Consider the following 19,809-nt stretch of genomic DNA (forward strand, 5'->3'; position numbering starts at 1 on the left):
TTTAAACAGGGATCTCCATGGTAAATTCACTGCCTTTTTCCGGCTCACTACGTACTGTAATGCTGCCATGGTGCAGCTCCACTATCTTTTTCACATAGCTCAGGCCCAGCCCAAAGCCCTTTACATTATGCAGGTTGCCGGTAGGCACCCGGAAGAATTTGTCGAAAATACTCTCCTGGTAAATACGGGGTATGCCAATGCCGTTATCCTTCACTTTTATGGTTAGCAGGCCATTGCTTTTGCTGCACTGGATATGCACCATCGGCTGATCGCCGGAGTATTTAATAGCATTGTCCACCAGGTTATTCACTGCATTGGATAAATGGGTTTTGTCCACATACACCAGCGGGTGATCCAAATGGTTATCATAGCGGAACTGTACCGGCTGGCCGGTTTTTACCTGGTGATTGGTAATAATGTTATCTATCAGGTCGTTCAGGTCTGTTTCTTCTTTAAAAAGCTCTATTTCTTCTTTCTCTTCTGCGGCAATCTGCAATACTTTCTCCACCAGGTCAGAGAGGCGCTGCAGCTCCTGCTTTGAAATATCCAGGTAGTTCTTTGTTTTACGCTGATCGCTTAATGCGTTAAAGTTCTGCATAGCCTCTACCGCCGCATACACAGTGGCAATGGGCGTTTTCAGCTCATGCGTCATGTTGTTGATAAAATCATTCTTTACATCCGATAAGCGCTTTTGTTTTAAGATGGTGCGCAGCATGTAAATAAAGCAAAGGGTGGTCAGTATTAGTAATACCAGCGACGTAAACAGCGTCCACACCATTTTCATCAGAATGTATTGTAAGGGCGATGCAAAGGTAGCCTGTACAAACAGGTTGCTGGCCGGGTTAAAAGGCATCTTGCTTGTTTTTAGGGGCTCTCTTATGCGCATGCTGTCCCGGAAGCTTTCCCGGGAAAAGTTGCTGAAGTTTACATGAAAAGTGTCAAACTTATAACCCGTTACAATCTGCCGGTTATGCAACTCCGCGGTAAAGTTGGAGTCCAGCCCTTTCAGGTTCACACTATCTCCGTAAAGGTTATTTAACAATATCAGATCAGACATTTGCCGGGCCAGCGTATCCGCAAAAGTACGGGAAGGTGTGCCGGGTTTAAACACCGGCAGGGGGCGCTCCCCGCCCATAATAGCATCTAACATTGCGTGGGCAGAATCTCTTTTAGCGTTGGATGCGCTCAGCTGCTCCGGCTGCAAAACCAGGTTGGATCCCTTTTTAGCGGCAGTGTCCTTGCCGTAATAATGTACCAGCCGGCGGGCCTCAATAAACTGGTTATTGAATAAAGCCGTACGCAGCGCCCCGTTTATATCCCGGTTAAACTGGTCAAACTGTACTTCGTAGGAATTATAGAGCCAGTAACCCTGGAAAAGATAGATCCCCAGGATGCAGACGCTCATTAGTATAAGTATGTTACGGATGCGCTTACGCATGGCAACAAAACTATTGTTTTCCCGGCGGGTCTGCTTCCTTTTCTTAACAATAATTAACAGTAAATAAGAATGCTTAACTGAGAATCTGTACTTTGCACATGCCTGGCGGCAGTTGGATAGCAGCCGCATCCTTTTAGATCTTTTATGATCGGCTGAAGATCAAGTGTTTCCGCAGGGCAGATAAATGGCGGTAAAACTCCGTAGGCGGCAATGTTCGCCCGGTTTTTACTTATTAACTTACAGCGCCGGTGTACAACGCTAAAAAGGCATCAAAAGCAGGAAGCTATAGCGTTAATAATCAGATAGAGAGATGAAGTCACTTGTATGCACGCTGGTCTTTATTATCCTGTGTGGTACCCTGGTCCGGGGGCAGATGAGGCAGAAAGGACAGATCAAAGGCCATCTTACTGATAAAAGCTCCGAACAGCCGCTGGCAGATGCCAGTGTGGCTTTGTTATACGCCAAAGATTCCACCATGGCCGCATCGGCCTTTACAGATAAAAAAGGCGCCTTTACCCTGGACGATCTGCCGGAAGGCACCTATAAGCTCTACATCACTTTCCTGGGCTATCAGCCATTATTACAAACCGTATCTATTACTCCGGAACAGCCCATTGCTGCACTGGGCGCTATTCCCCTGCAAAAAACCGGTGTTACCCTGGATGCTGTTGAGATCACGGAAATAAAACCACCCATCCGCGTGAAAAAGGATACGCTGGAGTTCAACGCAGGCTCCTTCAAAACCCGGCAGAATGCCGTGGTGGAGGAATTGCTGAAAAAGCTGCCCGGCGTGGAAGTAGATAAGGATGGTAACATTAAAGCCCAGGGCGAAACAGTGAAAAAGATCCTGGTAGATGGCAAACCTTTTTTTGGCAATGATCCCAAGCTGGCCACCAAAAACCTGCCGGCGGAGATTGTAGACAAGATCCAGCTGATAGATAAAAAATCTGACCAGGCCCAGTTTTCCGGTATCAACGACGGGCAAACGGAAAAAGCCATCAACATCACCATCAAAAAAGACCGCAAGAAAGGCATGTTCGGCCAGGTATCTGCCGGCGCAGGCACCAGTGAACGTTTTGCGGCCAGCACCTCTCTGAACCGTTTCCGGGAAGATCAGCAGCTCTCTTTCATAGGCAGCGGCAACAACGTCAACAACCAGGGTTATACAGATATCAGCGGACTGAGTATGGGTGGTGGCCGGGGTATGCGCGGGGGTATGGGTAATAACGGCGGTAACGGCATTTCCCGTAACTGGACCGCAGGCCTTAATTACAGCCAGGACCTCACGAAAAGGCTCCGTATCAGCGGCAGCTATTTTTATAACAATACCACCACGGAAAATGAGCGCAACAGCGCGCGCCAGAACCTGCTGCCGGATACTACCTACTACTATAACCAGCGCTCAAATTCAATCAGCACCAACGCCAATCATAACTTTAACATGCGGGTGGAGTATGAGATAGACAGCACACAGTCCCTGATTGTTTCACCCAACTTAAATTATACTACCAGCAGCAATTTCCAGGATAACCTGTATGAATCCCTGGGAGGCTCGCACCAGCTGGTGAACAACGGTACCACCCGTAATGCCGGCAATAATACAACGCCCACCTTTGCTGCAGATGTGCTGTATCGCAAAAAGTTCCATAAAACCGGGCGCACCTTCAGTGCCAATCTGAATATGGGCACCAACAACGGTGATATGGAGAACTATAACCACTCCAATAACCTGTTTATACAACCTAACGGTGCCATTCAAACAGATAGTATAGACCAGCGTAATGATATTACCAACAAGGGCCTGAACACCAATGTACGCCTCATTTACACGGAGCCGCTGGCAAAAGACCACTTCCTGGAATTTACCTATGCCTGGAGCCGTAACTATTCATCATCCGATAAGCTCACGTATGATTTTAATGCTGTTAAAGGCATTTACGACCGGCCCAATGATAGCTTAAGTAATTCCTTTGAGAATACTTTCTCTACCCAGCAGGCGGGAGTAAGCCTGCGCACGCAAAAGAAAACGTATGATTACAGCCTGGGGCTGAATGTGCAGTACAGTGACCTGGATAACAACAATATCAGCCTGCAGAACCGGCTGCAGCAGCATACGTTTAACTTTTTCCCGTCCGCCAGTTTCAGCTACGCATTTAACAATAATAAACGCCTGCGTTTCTTTTACCGGGGCGGTACCCAGCAGCCTAGTGTAAACCAGCTGCAACCCGTGCCGGACAACAGTAATCCGTTGTATATTCAGTTAGGCAACCCTGACCTGAAACCTTCTTTCAACAACAACTTCAGCATAGGATATAACACTTTTAACCCTTCCAGCATGCAGGGGTTATTTGCCAATATAAGCATGGCGCTTACCAGCAACAAGATCATTAATGCCAATTACTTTGATTCCCTGGGCAGGCAGGTAAGCCAGCCGGTGAATGTGAATGGCGCTTATAACATTAATGGTAACCTGGTAAATACCATTCCCCTTAAAAGAGAGCATACTTCCCTGAATGCCACCACCAATTTTAGCCTGAACCGGGATGTAAGCTACATTAACAACATTAAGGGTATTACGCGCAATTTTATGGTAAACCAGGGGCTAAGCTTTAACTACGCCTACCGCGAGCTGTTTGACTTTTCAACCAATGGCGGCATAAATTATAACGGCGCCCGCTATAGCGTGCAAAAAGATAATAACCGCGATTATTTCAACTACTTTTTTTCCTTTGATTTTAATGTGAACCTGCCCTTGGGCTTTAACATTGGCTTTGACCTGGACTATACGCTGAACACCGGGCTGGCAGCAGGTTATAACCAGGATGTAACGATGCTGAATGCTTATATATCCAAAAGCCTGTTCCGCAATAAGCAGGCCCTTATAAAGCTGCAGGGCTTTGACCTGCTGAACCAGAATGTAAGCATTAGCCGCAATGTGGGCGAGAATTATATTGAGGATGTACAGGCCAGGGTATTACAGCGTTTTTGCCTGCTGAGCTTTTCTTATTTCCTGAACCGTTTTGGAGGTGGGGAGAAAGGGGGCAACAAAAATATGCGCATGAGGAATGTTATGCCAATGCAAATGATGCCAGGGGGTGCGCGGATGATAAGAACGAGAGGCTAGGCCTGAAAACTTGAAAGGTTGAAAGAAAATAAAGGTGGATGCATGTTTAAATGCACATAAGTTCCCGCTAGCATCCAACTTTAAATCCTTACAACCTTGGTATCTTAGTAGACGTGTAACTTACCGTGAAGTACCACATCTGATCATGCTTTTTGTCCTTCCATTTTCACCTTTTGTACCTTCCAGCCCTGAGCGATGCGCTGCATTACCCAGGAAAGTGTAAAGGTGGGTATGAAATCGAGCCCGGGGAACAGCTCTTCCATAAAATTGAATAAACTGCCAAAGGTGCCCAGGGTACCGCCAAACATGCGGTAAAAAATAATGGCGGAGATGGGCGCCCAAATAACGTCACTTACTTCTCCTAACAGAGGTACTGCATAACTTGCACAACCTAAAAGGTCCATTATCACGCAAACCAATAAACTGGGAGTATATCTTTTTTCCATCTTTCAACCTCCTCTTTTCTTATAAAAGCTTTAAACAGGTAAAATGTTACAGTTTCTGATAAATAAGCACAATTAATGCCAAACTTTGGGGTCGCTGAAACAGGCTGCTGGACTGGCTTTCTAACTTATTGATATATACGTAAAAGTAAGTCAAAAAGATGTGCACGTTATACGGAAAATCGAAAATGCGTAGAACCCGCAGGAGGAATTGACAATTACGAATAGCGCTAAGCGATTGATCTTTAATAGTCGCGCCCCATTTATATGTACGGTTGTACTGGTTATCAGTAGTGTTATTGAATTGTTAATCGCCGTTGGTTCAAAACATTATTGATTTCCATAGGCATTCGTTTGCGTGCGATGTACCCAATTCGTAATTGATAATTCGTAATTCACAATACATTGCCTGATTTTCAATAGTATTATGAAAATGAGCCCAATTGTGGTATTTTCATTCGTAATTATTCATAATCATAATTATTTTTAGGGGCTTTCATGTCCCGCTTCGGCGGGATCATAATTGATAATTCGTAATTCCAATACAATGCCTGATAAAAACTCACGCCGCGATATGATTAAAAAAGCCGCTGCACTGGCCTTTGCCTCCACAACCTTATCATCCCTCACCAACCGGGTAATGGCCCACGAAGAGGCTATGGATGAAAAACTGAAAGGCAACATTAACCACTCCGTTTGCGCCTGGTGTTATAACGATATTCCGCTGGAAGAGCTGTGCAAATCCTCTAAGAACATTGGTTTACAATCCATTGACCTGCTGGATCCGAAAGATTTTGCCACCGCAAAAAAATATGACCTTACCTGCGCCATGGTAGCTTCTATCAACAAAGACTGGGGTATCAACAAAGGCTGGAACCGGGTAGAGCATCATGATAAGCTGGTGGAATATTACCAATACCTGATCGATGAAACGGCCAAAGCGGGGTTTCCCAACCTCATATGCTTTTCCGGTAACCGCGAAGGACTGGATGATGAACAGGGCCTGAAAAACTGTGCCCAGGGTCTTAAACGTATTATGGGCTATGCTGAAAAGAAAAAAGTGACCATTGTAATGGAGCTGCTGAACAGCAAAATAAATCACCATGATTACCAGTGCGATCATACGCTGTGGGGCGTGGAATTATGCAAGGCTATTGGCGATGAACGTTTTAAGCTGCTGTACGATATTTACCACATGCAGATCATGGAGGGAGATGTGATCCGTACCATACAGGATTATCATCCCTACATTGCGCACTACCATACCGGCGGGGTACCCGGCCGTCATGAAATAGATGAAACACAGGAGCTGTATTACCCGGCTATTATGAAAGCCATACATGATACTGGCTTCAAAGGATTTGTAGCACAGGAGTTTGTGCCTAAACGTGCTGATAAAATCGGCTCTCTGAAACAGGGGGTTGAGATCTGTGATATTTAGAACAGTCCACGGTCCATGGTCCACAGTCCACGGCATACTGCGGTAAAGCAGGTAGTACGGGGAACGGCCATGGACCGTAAATTTCTTCCCCTCCAAATTCCCACTCCACTAAGCTATTACCCTACGCAGCAGGCCATAGACCATCGGCACCCGTTACTAAACTTCCTTTCCACCTGACTATTCCCTTATGAAATAGGCAATGGACCATCGACCATCGGCCACCCGCTACCAAACTTCTATTCCACTAACTACCACCCTACGCACCAGGCCATGGACCATCGACTGTGGACCGTGGACTATTTATTCTATATTTGCGCGAAGTATATCCTACTTATTTGATAGACTAATTGCGCAAATATAGAATAAATCACATGGCACAGATCTTCAAAAAGCCTTTAAGCTGGTTATTACAGGAATCCGGCCAGGAAGGCGCCCATACCTTAAAACGCACTTTGAGCGCTTTTCAGCTCGTAACGCTGGGCATAGGCGGTATTATCGGCGCCGGCCTGTTTTCCCTGAGCGGACTGGCAGCAGCCAACAACGCAGGGCCGGCCGTTACACTGTCCTTTATAGTAGCCGCTATTGGCTGCGCTTTTTCGGGACTGTGCTATGCGGAGTTTTCATCCATGATACCCGTTGCCGGCAGCGCCTATACCTACGCATACGCCACCATGGGCGAAATGATCGCCTGGATCATTGGCTGGGACCTGGTGCTGGAATTTTCTGTAGGTGCAGCTACGGTAGCCATCAGCTGGTCTAATTACCTGGTAAAGTTCTTAAGCTCGTATAATATTTACCTGCCGCCGCAACTGGTACACTCACCTTTTGAAACCGCCCAGCTGGCAGATGGTTCAGTGGTACACGGTATTATGAACCTCCCTGCAGCGCTGGTTATACTGGCTATGTCCTGGTTGCTGATACGCGGCACCAAAGGCTCCGCCATCTGGAATACGCTGGTAGTGATCCTGAAAGTAGGCGTAGTGATCTTATTCATTGCGCTGGGCTGGCGTTATATACAACCCGCCAACTATACGCCTTATATACCGGCTAATACCGGCACCTTTGGAGAATATGGCTGGTCCGGCATTTTGCGCGGAGCAGGCGTTGTGTTCTTTGTGTATTTAGGGTTTGATATTATCAGCGCCGCCGCGCAGGAAACGCGTAACCCTAAACGTAATATGCCTATCGGTATCCTGGGATCGCTGGTGGTGTGTACGATATTGTTTATCCTGTTTGCGCATGTAATGACCGGCCTGGCCCCTTATACCGCCTTTAAAGGCAATGCTGCGCCGGTGGCGGTGGCTATCGAGCGCACGCCTTATACCTGGCTCTCGCAGCTGATCATACTGGCTATCCTCATCGGCTATACGTCGGTAATATTGGTAGATCTATTAGGGCAAACCCGTGTGTTTTATGCTATGGCTAAAGATGGTCTGCTGCCTAAAGTGTTTTCGGATATCCATCCCCGTTTTCAAACGCCCTGGCGCTCCAATATCCTGTTCTGCATTTTTGTAGGTTTGTTTGCAGCGTTTGTACCTATCCGCGTAGTAGGTGAAATGACCAGCATTGGTACCCTGCTGGCATTTGTGATCGTTTGCGCCGGTGTATGGATCATGCGGTATTCCATGCCGGATGCGCCCCGTGCTTTTAAAACACCCTTAGTGCCTTTTGTACCTATTATGGGGATTATTACCTGTGTTGGTATGATGTTGTTCCTGCCCTGGGATACCTGGTTGCGGCTGATCGTATGGATGGCTATTGGTATGGTGATCTATTTCCGGTACGGGAAAAAGCACAGCAAAGTGAGGAACGCAAAATCAGTTGGCAGTTAGCAGTGGGCAGTTGGCAGTCATGTACACCGTTTTGCCATGACTGCCAACTATTACTAATATTCAAATTTAACCTGGCCACTGCCAACTATATTCAAACGTTTATCTTACTATTTACAACCCATCCGCTCCAATAACTGCCCACTGCCCACTGCTAACTGCCCACTAAAATTTCCAGTCCTCCCGCAGCACGCCCATCACCACCATATCCACATACTGCCCGTGCAGCTTGGCGCTGTGGCGCAGTATGCCTTCCTTGGTAAAACCAAGCCGTATGGGTATTTGCGCGCTACGCTCGTTCTGTAATACAAAACGGATCTCAATTTTATTCAGCCGTAATTTTTTAAACGCAAACGTGATCAGCGCCTTGCAGCTGGCTGTGGCTATGCCTTTGCGCTGAAAGGCCTCGCTTACCCAATAGCCTATTTCTGCCTTTTGCAGCAGGTGATCCCAGCCATGCAGGTCCATTACACCACATAGCTGCTGCTGGTACCATATGCCCAGGGCCATGGCTTCCTGCTCTTCTGCCTTGCGCTGCATAAGCTGTATAAAACGTACGGAATGTTCTTCATTGGTATTATAATCTACCCACGGCAAAAATTTACGCAGGCTTTTGCGCGATGCATCTATTTGTTTATATAAAGGTGCGGCATCCGCCGGCTGCAGCTGCCGCAGGGTTATCAGCTCATTTACACGAAGTTCCAGCATATCAGGAGAATGGTGGTCAGTAAGATGTTCCACGGCCAAATTAAACAAATTTAGCCACAAGCTTGTGTTACAGCCATATATAAAAAAGGCCGGCACTATTGCCAGCCTTGTACAGTTGTAGCGTTTAGTTTGGATTGAATGAAAACACATTCCTAATTCTGCGCTATCAACTGTTGTTTAGTCATGTCCTTTACAATCAGTTTGGCGTACAGGTAGGCCTGTCTCACGGCAGTAGGCGGGTCTACGGACTGCGTTTGGGCAGAGTAGATCAGCTTACGCTGGTCCAGGTCATACAGGTTACTTTGCCAGTTATACCGGGTGTTGGTCTGGTAATAACCTGGCTGGTACATTGCTCCATACCAGCGGCTGTAATACGGCCAAAAACCACCATAGTACGGTCCGTATGGGCCGTAAGGGCTTGATGGTACAAAATCCCTTTCACGCGCTTTGTTCAACAGCACTACTGTCAGCACCTGGCTGGCATCGCTGTTACGCAGCTGGCGCAGGGCCGCTTTTTCATCTGTCTTGTCTCCAAAAGCATCCGGCCCGTAAGTACGCAGGGCAGAAGCAGCATTCAGCCCTTCTTTCTGCAGCTCAGCTACCAGGTTATCTTCCATCAGGGCCCGCAGCTGTTTTTCACGTTGCGGTACCAATGCCATTACCATGATCTTTTTATCTTTTTGTAGCTGCGCATCATTCGTTTTCCAGGAAGAGGTGAGCTTGGTGCTGGTACAAGCACCCAGCAGCAGCAATCCTGCGCCCGTTATAAATAATCCAATCTTTTTCATAATCGCCTCGTTTTTATACTGTTTAGACGGGCAAAGGGGAGCATAGTTACATGGGGTGGTGTTAAGGGAATGCAAAAATAGTTGATGGTCCATAGTCCATGGCCTGGTGCGGGGAAGAATTATTGCGGGTTAGTAAATGGGTCAATACTCCATTGCATACTGCAGGAGTTAAATTCTTGGGGGAACGGAAAATAGTCCATGGCATAGTACGGGGAAGAAGTATTGCATGGTTAGTAAATGGGGCAATAGTCCATTGCATACTGCACGGGTTAAATTCCTTGGGGAGTAGAAAATAGGCCATGATCTATTGCATACTGCACGGGATGTTTTTTCGGGAAATGTGGATGGGGTTGTTGTTGTGGGAGATGGATTGCTATCGCATTATAATACGATGACAGCCGGCTAATCAATACGACATAATAAAGTGATAAAGCAAATTAGGATATAGGGTTATCATCAAATACTAAAAAATAACATCAGCACCCCCTAAAAGCAAAAGTCCATAGCCTATAACCCATTACAAGGCTATCGACTATGGACCTACTTATAACTATACGCGGAAAAAACATTCTCCTTGCACAAGACCATCGCACAGGGACCATCGACCCATTTACTAACCACGCAATACTTCCACTCTGCACCAGGCCATGGACTATGGACCATCGACCATGGACCCACTAATAATTAATCACCTGCTCTTCAATAGCAGCAGGTATTTCCCGGAACTGGTATAGCTGCGTACGCAGCTGCGGCTCAAAACCGGCTTCTTTAATAGCTTCCTGTATAGAGCGGTAAGTGAACCGGTGCGGTGCACCCGCTGCGCTTACCACATTCTCTTCGATCATAATAGAGCCAAAATCATTGGCGCCGGCATGCAGGCATAGCTGCGCTACCTGTTTACCAACAGTAAGCCAGGAGGCCTGTATATTCTTCACATTCGGCAGCATAATGCGGCTCAGCGCTATCATGCGTATATATTCTTCGGCAGTGGTAATGTTGTGTACTCCGCGTATGCGGGCCAGCAGCGTATCCACATCCTGGAAGGTCCAGGGAATAAAGGCGGTAAAACCATAATGCCCTTCCGGCTTTTCACTTTGTACCTGGCGTATATCTACAAGGTGCTCAAACCTTTCCAGCACGGTTTCTACGTGGCCAAACATCATGGTAGCAGAGGAGGCAATGTTCAGCTTATGTGCAGCCCGCATTACATCCAGCCACTCCTGCGCACCACATTTCCCTTTGGAGATGAGGCGGCGCACCCGGTCGTTCAGTATTTCCGCGCCAGCGCCGGGCAGGCTATCCATACCTGCTTCCTGCAAGGCTTTCAGCACTTCAATATGCGTGCTTTTTTCCAGCTTGGTAATATGTGCTACTTCGGGGGGCCCAAGCGTGTGCAGGCGTAAGGTGGGGTATAACCGTTTCAGCTCCTTGAACAGGTCTACATAAAAGCTGAGTCCCAGCTCAGGGTGATGGCCGCCCTGCAGCAGCAGCTGATCGCCGCCGTACTTCAGGGTTTCATCTATCTTGCGCTTGTACTCTTCAATGTTGGTAATGTAAGCCTCCGCATGCCCGGGTATCCGGTAAAAATTGCAGAACTTGCAGTTAGCCGTGCAAACGTTGGTGGTATTCACGTTCCGGTCTATCTGCCAGGTTACTTTGCCATGCGGTACCTGTATCTTACGCAGCTCGTTGGCAATATGCGCCAGCTCTGCCATGGGCGCTTTCTCAAATAAGAACACTCCTTCTTCCGCAGTCAGCCACTCAAAGGCGAGGGCTTTCTGATATAGATCTTTCAATTGCATTGTTAAGCCTTATGCAGCAAAGTTACTAATTACAGGATATAAGTTGCTGATATTCGTCAGTCCGCTCAATTCCGGATCAAGTCCACCTTAGGCCCGCATCAAGTCCACGTCATGTCCACAACGTAGCTGATAATCAGTCGTGTACAACGGCTGTGCGATCCATAGTTTGCCCGGGTGCTGGCCCTTACCTGCAGGTAACAAGGGAATGAGCATTATATCAGCACATTATCAGCTTGCAAAAGCTGATCCTGGCTGATTGTTTCGTAGTTGTCTTAACGGCTGCAGAAATAATAATCATGGTTGCTGTACTTCCTGCAAACCGGTTCATTCGTCAGTCCGCTCAATTCCGGATCAAGTCCACCTTAAATCCGCATCAAGTCCACGTCATGTCCACAACGTATCTGATAATCAATCGTGTACAACAGGGGTACGTTCCGTGTTTTTCCGGGTGCTGGCCTGGTAAATTACAGGTGCTGCTGTGGTTATGTACATTATTCCGGCATATAACAAACCAGATCATATAGCTGGCGCCCCTTCGCCTGCGGCAGCGCCAATAAAGCAATCCCGCAAGCATTACTGCTGCAAGACACTACCCCTGTACAATGCCATCATTACCTGCATGCTCGCACTAGATAAGTACTCATACTCCCATATCTATCCGTCATACCCTCATACACCTTCTTCCCATCTCACCACTGCAGATCCCCTGCAGTCCATTCGTCTCCGCTTCAGAACACTTTATACTGCGTAACCCGTTGTTTGTACGCTTTTGCCGCCGTTTGAAATATTTTTTTGTTATGTAAAACCATTTTAATGTTAAATTTAGGTAAACGAGAGCTTCACGCGTCCTGTATGCGATATACCTTACTGTTATACTGTTGCCTCCTGCACGCCTTTGCCGGCAATTCCACCCACGCAGCTGCCCTGATCTCTTTCAGCGCCCTAAATTCCGATACCACAGAAAAAGGATCGGTGCTTATTACCAGCTTCCCGTTCAAGCAATATTATGGCGGGGTAGTGGTTATACAGGCACAACTCAAAGGAATACCGGATACCCTGCAGTTTATACTGGATACCGGCAGCGCCGGCATTTCATTGGACACCGCTACCTGCGTGCGGCTGGGCATTACGCTGCAACCCTCGGATCGTATTGTACGGGGCCTGGGCGGCGCCAAACAGGTATCTTTTGCCAGGGACCGCACCTTAGTATTACCTGGCCTGGAGGTGGACAGCCTTGATTTTCATGTGAATGATTATGAGCTTATTAGCCAGGTATATGGGCTGCAGGTAGATGGTATTATTGGCCACAGCCTGCTAAGCCGCTACATTGTAAATGTGGATTATGATAAGGAGCTTATAAATATCTACACCAAGGGCAAGTTCAACTATCCAAAGGGAGGCCAGCTGCTAAGACCTTCATTAACGCTCATTCCCATTATACCCGCACCCCTGCGCAATGGCAAGGCGCAAACCCTGAACCGCTATTACTTTGATACCGGCGCCGGTATGTGCCTGCTGCTCTCCAACCAGTTTGTGAAAGACAGCGCACTGCTTTCTTCCCGCAAACGGCAGCGTAAAATCATTCAAACAGAGGCCCAGGGCCTGGGCGGTAAAATGGAAATGCACATCACCACCATCCAGGAGTTTAAAGTAGGCAACTACAGCTTCCGCAATGTACCGGTGTATCTGTTTGATGATATAACCAACATTACAGCTTATCCTTTCCTGGGTGGCATGATCGGGAACGACCTGCTGCGCCGCTTTAACCTCACCCTCAACTATCCCAAAAAAGAAATTTACCTGCTGCCCAACTCCCACTACCGGGATCCGTTCGATTACTCCTATACGGGTTTGATCATTTACCTGATCAACGGCCGTGTAGAGATCACCGATATCATCAAAAATTCCCCGGCAGAAAACGCAGGCTTTAAAAAGGGGGATGTGATCCTGGCCATCAACAACAATTTCACCAATAACCTGCAGGTTTACAGGGATATACTTAAGACCGTAGGTACCAAACCTAGCATCCTCGTTATCCGCGATAAAGAACTTATCCTCAAAAAGCTACCAATAAAAAGTATTTTGTAACGTTTTAGTAGGGAGTTTTTTTTCATGCGGAGATCTCTTTTATTCATATTGCTATCCAGCAGCCTTTCCATGGCTGTGCATGCGCAAAGTAAGCGCCAGCCCGTAAAGGGGGAGCCGGACGCCGCTGCGGTGCTGCCGTTCCGGTTTTACGGTAACCAGATCGTGATACCCGCCATGGTATCCGGCAGCTCAGATACCCTGCACTTTATTTTTGATACCGGTACAGAAGTAACCATCCTGCATTATGGCCTGGCCAAAAAGCTAAACATCTCCGCCAAACAAAAAGCCGGCGTTACCGCTACCAATAACCTGATGCTGAAGGTAAACACCGCCACGCTGAATGTGCTGTACCTGGGCAAAACCAAAATGCCTTTCCTGAAGGTATACCTGGAAAATATTCCCGAATTCCGCACAGGTCCGCTGGTAATAGACGGCTTTATAGGCATTGACCTGCTGAAGCAGTTTGTGGTAAAAATAGACTATGCACAGCAGCAGCTGGTGCTCTACAACCCCGGCACCTCCATGGAGTTTGCAGGCGCGCAGGTGCTGCCCTTTAAGCTTAACTTCCGCACCCCGGTAATACCCGCCACCATAGAGCTGGACGATGGCCAGACCATTACCGGCAACTATCACGTAACTACCGGCGGCGACTATGGGCTTTTATTTAACTGGCCCTATGTGCAAAAGAACCAGCTGGCCGACCGTATGATCACCCTGGGCTCTGAACAGGTGCAGGACCTGCTGAAAACCTATGATTATGTGAACAGCAACATTCCTGCGCTCAGCATCGGCAACAAGCAGCTGCGTAAAGTACCCGTAAGCTATTGTAAAGATGTGAATGACGACGGGCAAACCATGGAAATAGCCGGCGCTATTGGTTATTCCGTATGGAAACAATTCTCCGCCGTTATCATCAACTACCGCCAAAACGAGCTATACCTGCAACCCTGATATCTCCTTCTTACTAATTATCATTGTCACGTGGAATTTTAATAACTTGCATTTCCCGCCCTTTTGCGGGAAAATGTTTTATAGTTTCTCAAAAAACGAATATGATCCACTTTAATAAATTCACCCTGGGCAATGGTTTAAGGGTCATCGTGCATGAAGATCATACCACGCCAATGGCGGTGCTGAATGTGTTGTATGATGTAGGCGCGCGGGATGAAGACCCCGCCCGCACCGGTTTTGCCCATTTGTTTGAGCATTTGATGTTTGGCGGCTCTGTGAACATACCGGATTATGATGAGCCTTTGCAGATGGCCGGCGGCGAAAACAATGCCTTTACCACCAACGATCTTACCAACTACTATATACAGCTGCCCGCAGAAAATATAGAAACCGCTTTCTGGCTTGAAAGCGACCGTATGTTATCCCTGGCCTTTGATGAAAAAAGCCTGGATGTACAGCGTAAGGTAGTGAGTGAGGAGTTTAAAGAGCATTACATAAACAAGCCCTATGGCGATGTATGGCATAAAATGCGGGAGCTGGCTTACAGCAGCCACCCCTACCGCTGGATGACCATCGGCAAGGAGCTTTCCCATATTGAAAACGCCAGCCTGGAAGATGTAAAGGCATTCTTTTTCAAATATTACCGCCCGGTAAATGCTATCCTGGTAGTAGGGGGCAAGGTAACCACCGCACAGGTGAAGGTGCTGGCCGAAAAATGGTTTGGCGACATTCCCTCCGGCGAAAAATACCAGCGCCAGCTGCCGCAGGAGCCTCCACAAACAGCCGCGCATAAGCTGGAAGTAAAAGCCAATGTACCGCTGGATGCCCTGTATAAATGCTACCACATCTACAAACGGGAAGATCCCCGTTATTATGCCGCCGATCTTATTTCAGACATCCTGGGCGGAGGCAGCTCCAGCCGCCTGCACCAGGTGCTGGTAAAGGAAAAAAAGCTGTTCAGCAACATAGAATGTTACCACTTTGGCAGCCTGGATGCCGGCCTGCTGGCTATTGACGGCAAGCTGGTAAAAGGCGTAAAAATGAAGGACGCTGAAAAAGCCGTTCAGGAAGAGTTGAGCAAGCTGCAGCAAACCGTAATACCGGAGCGCGAATTGCAGAAGGTAAAGAACCGCGTGGAAAGCCTGCTGGCCTTTGAAGATATGAGCCTGCTGAACCGCGCCAACAACCTGGCCTTTTATGAGCTGATGGGCGATGCCGCCCTGATGAATACGGAGTTTACGAACTATGAAGTAGTAACCACCGCCGATATTCACCGCGAGGCCAACATCATTTTTGATGAAAAAAATTCCAACACTATCTATTACTACGCAGATAACCAAATATGAACAGAAAAATTGCCCCGGCTATAAAAGATGCAGTGGAGTTTGATGTAACGCTGAAACCATACGAAAAATTCACGCTGGATAACGGTATACCCGTATACGTTATAAAAAGCGATGAGCAGGATACGCTGCAGCTGGAATTTATATTCCCTGCAGGTAGCTGGTATGAGCAGGAAAGCCAGGTAGCGGCAGCCACCAACTTTTTAATAAAGAATGGCAGCACCAAACATAACGCACTGGAAATAAATGAAAGCATTGAATATTTTGGCGCTTACCTGAACCGTAACAGCTATCATGAAAATGCTACGTATACGCTGCACTGCCTTACCCGGCATACGGAAGATCTGCTGCCGCTGCTGCAGGAAGTGATCCAGGACCCGGCCTTCAGCGCCGATGAACTGGCCACCTACCAGCAGAACATGAAACAGCGCCTTGCCGTGAACCTTCAAAAGTGCGACTTTGTAGCCAACCGCTACATTGATAAATACCTGTTCGGCGAGTTCCATCCCTATGGCCGCGTAAGCACCATGATGGCGTATGATGCATTGCAGCCGGAAAGCCTGCGCGCCTTTTACCAGAAGCATTACTCGTACAACAACTGCAAGATCTTTGTAGCCGGCCACCTGCCGGAAAACATGATAGCGCTGCTGAATAAATATTTTGGCAGCACACAATGGAACGGGGAAACCACGCTGCTGCGGCCGGAGCTGCCCATACAAACGGCAGATGAAAAAAAGCACCGCATTTTTAATGATGAAAATGGCGTGCAGGGCGCCGTACGCGTAGCAAGGCATTTCCCTAACCGCTACCATCCTGACTTTCCGAAAATGATGGTGCTGAACACTATCCTGGGTGGCTACTTTGGCTCCCGCCTGATGAGTAATATCCGGGAAGAAAAGGGTTACACCTACGGCATCCATTCACAGCTCTATAACTTCCGCCAAACCAGCGCGCTGAACATACAAACAGAGGCCGGCCGCGATGTGTGCGAAGCTACTATTGAAGAAATTTATAAGGAGCTCCAAAACCTGCAGAATGAGCCGGTACCGGAAGAAGAACTGAGCCTGGTACGTAACTATATGATCGGCTCCATACTGGGCGACCTGGATGGCGCTTTCCAGGTGATCCAGCGCTGGAAAAGCCTGATCCTGAACGACCTGGATGAGAATTATTTCAACAACAACATCCGCATTATTAAAACCATTACTGCAGAGGAGCTGCAGCAGCTGGCCAAACAATACTTCACCCCGTCTGATTTTTACGAGCTGGTGGTGATATAATGGAATGTAAAATTTTAAATGTAAAAGGCTAATGCAACAGATGCATTAGCCTTTTACGTTTATCTTATAAAGTCTTTTAAATGGTCTCTATGGATCTCTATATTTATAATTTTACATTCCTATAGAAATTTCACTACGCTCATTCGCTATTACCAGCGTTTTTACATGATCTGTATCCACACTGCCGGCGCTCTTTTCCGGGTCAAATTTGGAAATGCTGTGCAGGAAAGAACAGGCCTCTTCCTTTGCCGTTACGCTTTTACCTTTCACTTTCCAGCTTTGCTGCTCAAAACCATGCAGCAGCAGCTTTACATATTTGAACTTTGATGCACGGCTGCCATCTGCCTTACCAAAAACCAGCGCTTTAGCCGCCGGGTCAAAGGTGATGCTGCGCTTGTAAAACGCACCTTTCTCATAGTCAAAGCTAATACCATCATCCTCATAATACACAAAGCTGTTTTTCACCCCGCCATTGTATACATGCAGCAGCAGCGTATCTGACGGCTGCTCTGTAGTGTTCTGTATTTGCGATTGCATAGGAATAATGCTGCTTTCCTTTACATACACAGGTAGCTGCTGTGTGCTCAGCGGAATGATCTGTTCACGCCCGCCTTCATTCACTGCACCGGTATACAGCTCATACCACTTACCTGCGGGCAGGTACACCCGCCCAAAATCTTTACCGCTTTCAAAAGGCGCTATCAGCAGCGCTGCGCCAAACAGGTATTGCTGCTGGTATTGCGGGTCATAGATCTTGGGGTCAAAGGTGTAGTTAATGGCCAGGCTGCGCATAACGGGCAGGCCGTTCTGCGTGGCTTCATAAAAAGTGCTGTACAGGTAGGGCAGCAGCCGGTAACGCAGGTTAATGTAATTACGTGCTATTTCCAGCGCCTCTTCCCCAAAAGCCCAGGGCTCGGCAGATTTGGTGTTTACCCCGGTGTGGTTCCGGTAATAGGGAATAAAAGCGCCTATCTGCATCCAGCGGGTGTACAACGCTACGCTGGGGTTGCCGGTAAAGCCGCCAATATCCATACCCGTAAAAGGTACCCCGCTTAATCCCAGGCTGTTCATTAGGCGTATGCCCAGCATCATGTGGTTATCTTCCGCACGGTTATCGCCCGTCCAAATGGCGGAGTAGCGCTGCAAACCGGCATAGCCGGAGCGGGTGAGTATAAAGGGCCGCTCGCTGGTGTTTTCCCGCGCTCCCTCGTACGATGCGCGTATCATCTGCAGCCCGTATACGTTGTGCGCGCGCAGGTGGCTGGCCTTTATACCATCGTAATCAAACAGCACGTTATTCGGCATCTTTTGCCCCCAGGTAGCTATTTCATTCATATCGTTCCAGATGCCGCTTACACCATTATCGGAAAAGAACTTTACTTCCCTACGCCACCAGGCACGCCCCTTTTCAGCAGTAAAGTCAGGAAAGTGGCACCAGCCCGGCCATACCTGCCCGGTGTAAAACTGTCCGTCCGGGTACTTAATGTATACACTGTCTTTTACACCCCGCTCAAATGCAGGAGCGCCTTTTTCTACCTTAATGCCCGGGTCAACGATCACGGTTGTACGAAAACCCATTTTCTTCAGCGTACCGGTAAGCTTTACCGGGTCAGGGAAGCGCTCTTTATCCCAGGTGAACAGCTGGTAGCGGTCCATGTAGTGAATATCCAGCGTAATGCCGTCTGCCGGTATCTGCTTCTCCCGCAGGGTTTGCGCAATGCGCAGCACCTCCGTATCAGGATAATAGGAGTAGCGGTTTTGCTGGTAACCCAGGCTCCACATAGGCGGCAGGTGCATACGGCCGGTGAGCGCCGTGTATGCCGTAATAATATCCGCCAGGTTATGGTGGTAAATAAAGTAATAGTTCATTTCCCCGCCATGCGCGCCAAAAGAAGAAAAGCGGTTGTTGCTGGCGCCAAAGTTAAAATCGCTCTGGTAGGTATTATCAAAGAAAATACCATAGCTCTTATCATGGTGAATGCCTATATAAAAGGGGATGGTGGAGTACAGCGGGTCCTGCCCTACCTGGTAGCCAAATACATCAGAGTTCCAGTTCGTGTAGCCGCTGCCGGTACGGTCCAGGTTACCTGTTTTTTCGCCCAGGCCAATAAAGCGTTCGCCTTCCTGCATCTTTTTATAGGTGGCCACCTCTTCGCCCGTCCAGCTGGTATTTAACCCGGTTTCATCCTGGTTAATAACTTCGCCTGCCGGTGTGTAGAATGCTACGGAAAAAGGCTGCTTGCTGATCACGGTTCTCAGTGAATCCGTTTGCAGAACAATCTCCTTATCTGATTCGGTAATGCTTGTTTTTACCGTTTCCGGCTTGGCTATTACCGCATAGGAGAAATCGGCTGCCAGCGGTTGCTTATCTATCCGCACCCGTATGGTGCCTGCGCTGTACGCTGTTATCTCCGCAAAGGCATTAGCGGTGGTAATCTTTACCCCTTGCGCTTCTTTTTGCACAGCCGTTACATTGCCCGGCTCTTTTACCTGCGCATAGCTGGCTGTAATGGCCAGCAGCGCGGTAATAGTTATTGTATATGCTCTTGTTAACATGTGCTGTTATTCCTCTTT

General features: G+C 47.9%; 13 protein-coding genes. 7 read left to right on the forward strand and 6 right to left on the reverse strand.

All coding sequences use genetic code 11. The features are described from left to right. Position 1: 1 nt before the first annotated feature. Positions 2–1,438, reverse strand: a complete 1,437-nt coding sequence (locus tag BMZ54_RS04355; protein WP_162277470.1) for a sensor histidine kinase — start codon at positions 1,436–1,438, stop codon at positions 2–4. 310 nt (positions 1,439–1,748) lie between these two features. Between BMZ54_RS04355 and BMZ54_RS04360 the strand changes: the two genes are divergently transcribed. Then, complete coding sequence (locus BMZ54_RS04360) at positions 1,749–4,562, forward strand: outer membrane beta-barrel family protein (RefSeq protein ID WP_089906898.1); 2,814 nt, start codon at positions 1,749–1,751, stop codon at positions 4,560–4,562. 143 nt (positions 4,563–4,705) lie between these two features. Here BMZ54_RS04360 and BMZ54_RS04365 read toward each other — a convergent pair whose 3' ends face one another. Next, a complete protein-coding gene (locus tag BMZ54_RS04365; RefSeq protein WP_089906899.1) occupies positions 4,706–5,008 on the reverse strand; it encodes a hypothetical protein in 303 nt (100 codons plus the stop codon). A 544-nt stretch (positions 5,009–5,552) separates the two neighbouring features. On the opposite strand from BMZ54_RS04365, the gene BMZ54_RS04370 reads away from it, so the two are divergent. Continuing rightward, a complete protein-coding gene (locus BMZ54_RS04370; RefSeq protein ID WP_089906900.1) occupies positions 5,553–6,446 on the forward strand; it encodes a hydroxypyruvate isomerase family protein in 894 nt (297 codons plus the stop codon). 371 nt (positions 6,447–6,817) lie between these two features. Then, positions 6,818–8,278 carry an amino acid permease gene (locus BMZ54_RS04375; RefSeq protein ID WP_089906901.1) on the forward strand — a complete coding sequence of 487 codons (1,461 nt, stop codon included), beginning with the start codon at positions 6,818–6,820 and terminating at the stop codon, positions 8,276–8,278. A gap of 162 nt (positions 8,279–8,440) precedes the next feature. Here BMZ54_RS04375 and BMZ54_RS04380 read toward each other — a convergent pair whose 3' ends face one another. The 3 genes from BMZ54_RS04380 to mqnC form a co-directional block, all read right to left on the reverse strand. Then, on the reverse strand, positions 8,441–9,016 hold the full coding sequence (locus BMZ54_RS04380) for a GNAT family N-acetyltransferase (protein WP_162277471.1): 576 nt from the start codon (positions 9,014–9,016) through the stop codon (positions 8,441–8,443). A gap of 119 nt (positions 9,017–9,135) precedes the next feature. Then, a complete protein-coding gene (locus BMZ54_RS04385; protein ID WP_089906903.1) occupies positions 9,136–9,771 on the reverse strand; it encodes a hypothetical protein in 636 nt (211 codons plus the stop codon). A 677-nt stretch (positions 9,772–10,448) separates the two neighbouring features. Next, positions 10,449–11,573, reverse strand: coding sequence for a cyclic dehypoxanthinyl futalosine synthase (mqnC, locus tag BMZ54_RS04390; RefSeq protein ID WP_089906904.1), 1,125 nt, complete (start codon positions 11,571–11,573; stop codon positions 10,449–10,451). A gap of 852 nt (positions 11,574–12,425) precedes the next feature. Between mqnC and BMZ54_RS04395 the strand changes: the two genes are divergently transcribed. The 4 genes from BMZ54_RS04395 (at position 12,426) to BMZ54_RS04410 (ending at position 17,235) form a co-directional block, all read left to right on the forward strand. Then, the gene (locus BMZ54_RS04395; RefSeq protein WP_089906905.1) at positions 12,426–13,661 is read left to right on the forward strand and encodes an aspartyl protease family protein; all 1,236 of its coding nucleotides are present in this window, start codon (positions 12,426–12,428) and stop codon (positions 13,659–13,661) included. Positions 13,662–13,685: 24 nt separating this feature from the next. Continuing rightward, on the forward strand, positions 13,686–14,612 hold the full coding sequence (locus BMZ54_RS04400; RefSeq protein WP_089906906.1) for an aspartyl protease family protein: 927 nt from the start codon (positions 13,686–13,688) through the stop codon (positions 14,610–14,612). Between the two features lie 101 nt (positions 14,613–14,713). Beyond that, entirely contained in the window at positions 14,714–15,958 is a 1,245-nt protein-coding gene (locus BMZ54_RS04405) for a M16 family metallopeptidase (RefSeq protein WP_089906907.1), read from the forward strand. Then, the gene (locus BMZ54_RS04410; RefSeq protein WP_089906908.1) at positions 15,955–17,235 is read left to right on the forward strand and encodes a M16 family metallopeptidase; all 1,281 of its coding nucleotides are present in this window, start codon (positions 15,955–15,957) and stop codon (positions 17,233–17,235) included. The genes BMZ54_RS04405 and BMZ54_RS04410 overlap by 4 nt, the downstream gene beginning before the upstream one ends. Positions 17,236–17,346: 111 nt before the next feature. On the opposite strand, the gene BMZ54_RS04415 is transcribed toward BMZ54_RS04410, so the two are convergent. Then, complete coding sequence (locus tag BMZ54_RS04415; RefSeq protein ID WP_089906909.1) at positions 17,347–19,791, reverse strand: glycoside hydrolase family 31 protein; 2,445 nt, start codon at positions 19,789–19,791, stop codon at positions 17,347–17,349. Between the last annotated feature and the right edge of the window lie 18 nt (positions 19,792–19,809).

Origin of the sequence: Chitinophaga rupis (genome assembly GCF_900109685.1) — a bacterium.
Classification (GTDB): Bacteria; Bacteroidota; Bacteroidia; order Chitinophagales; family Chitinophagaceae; genus Chitinophaga; species Chitinophaga rupis.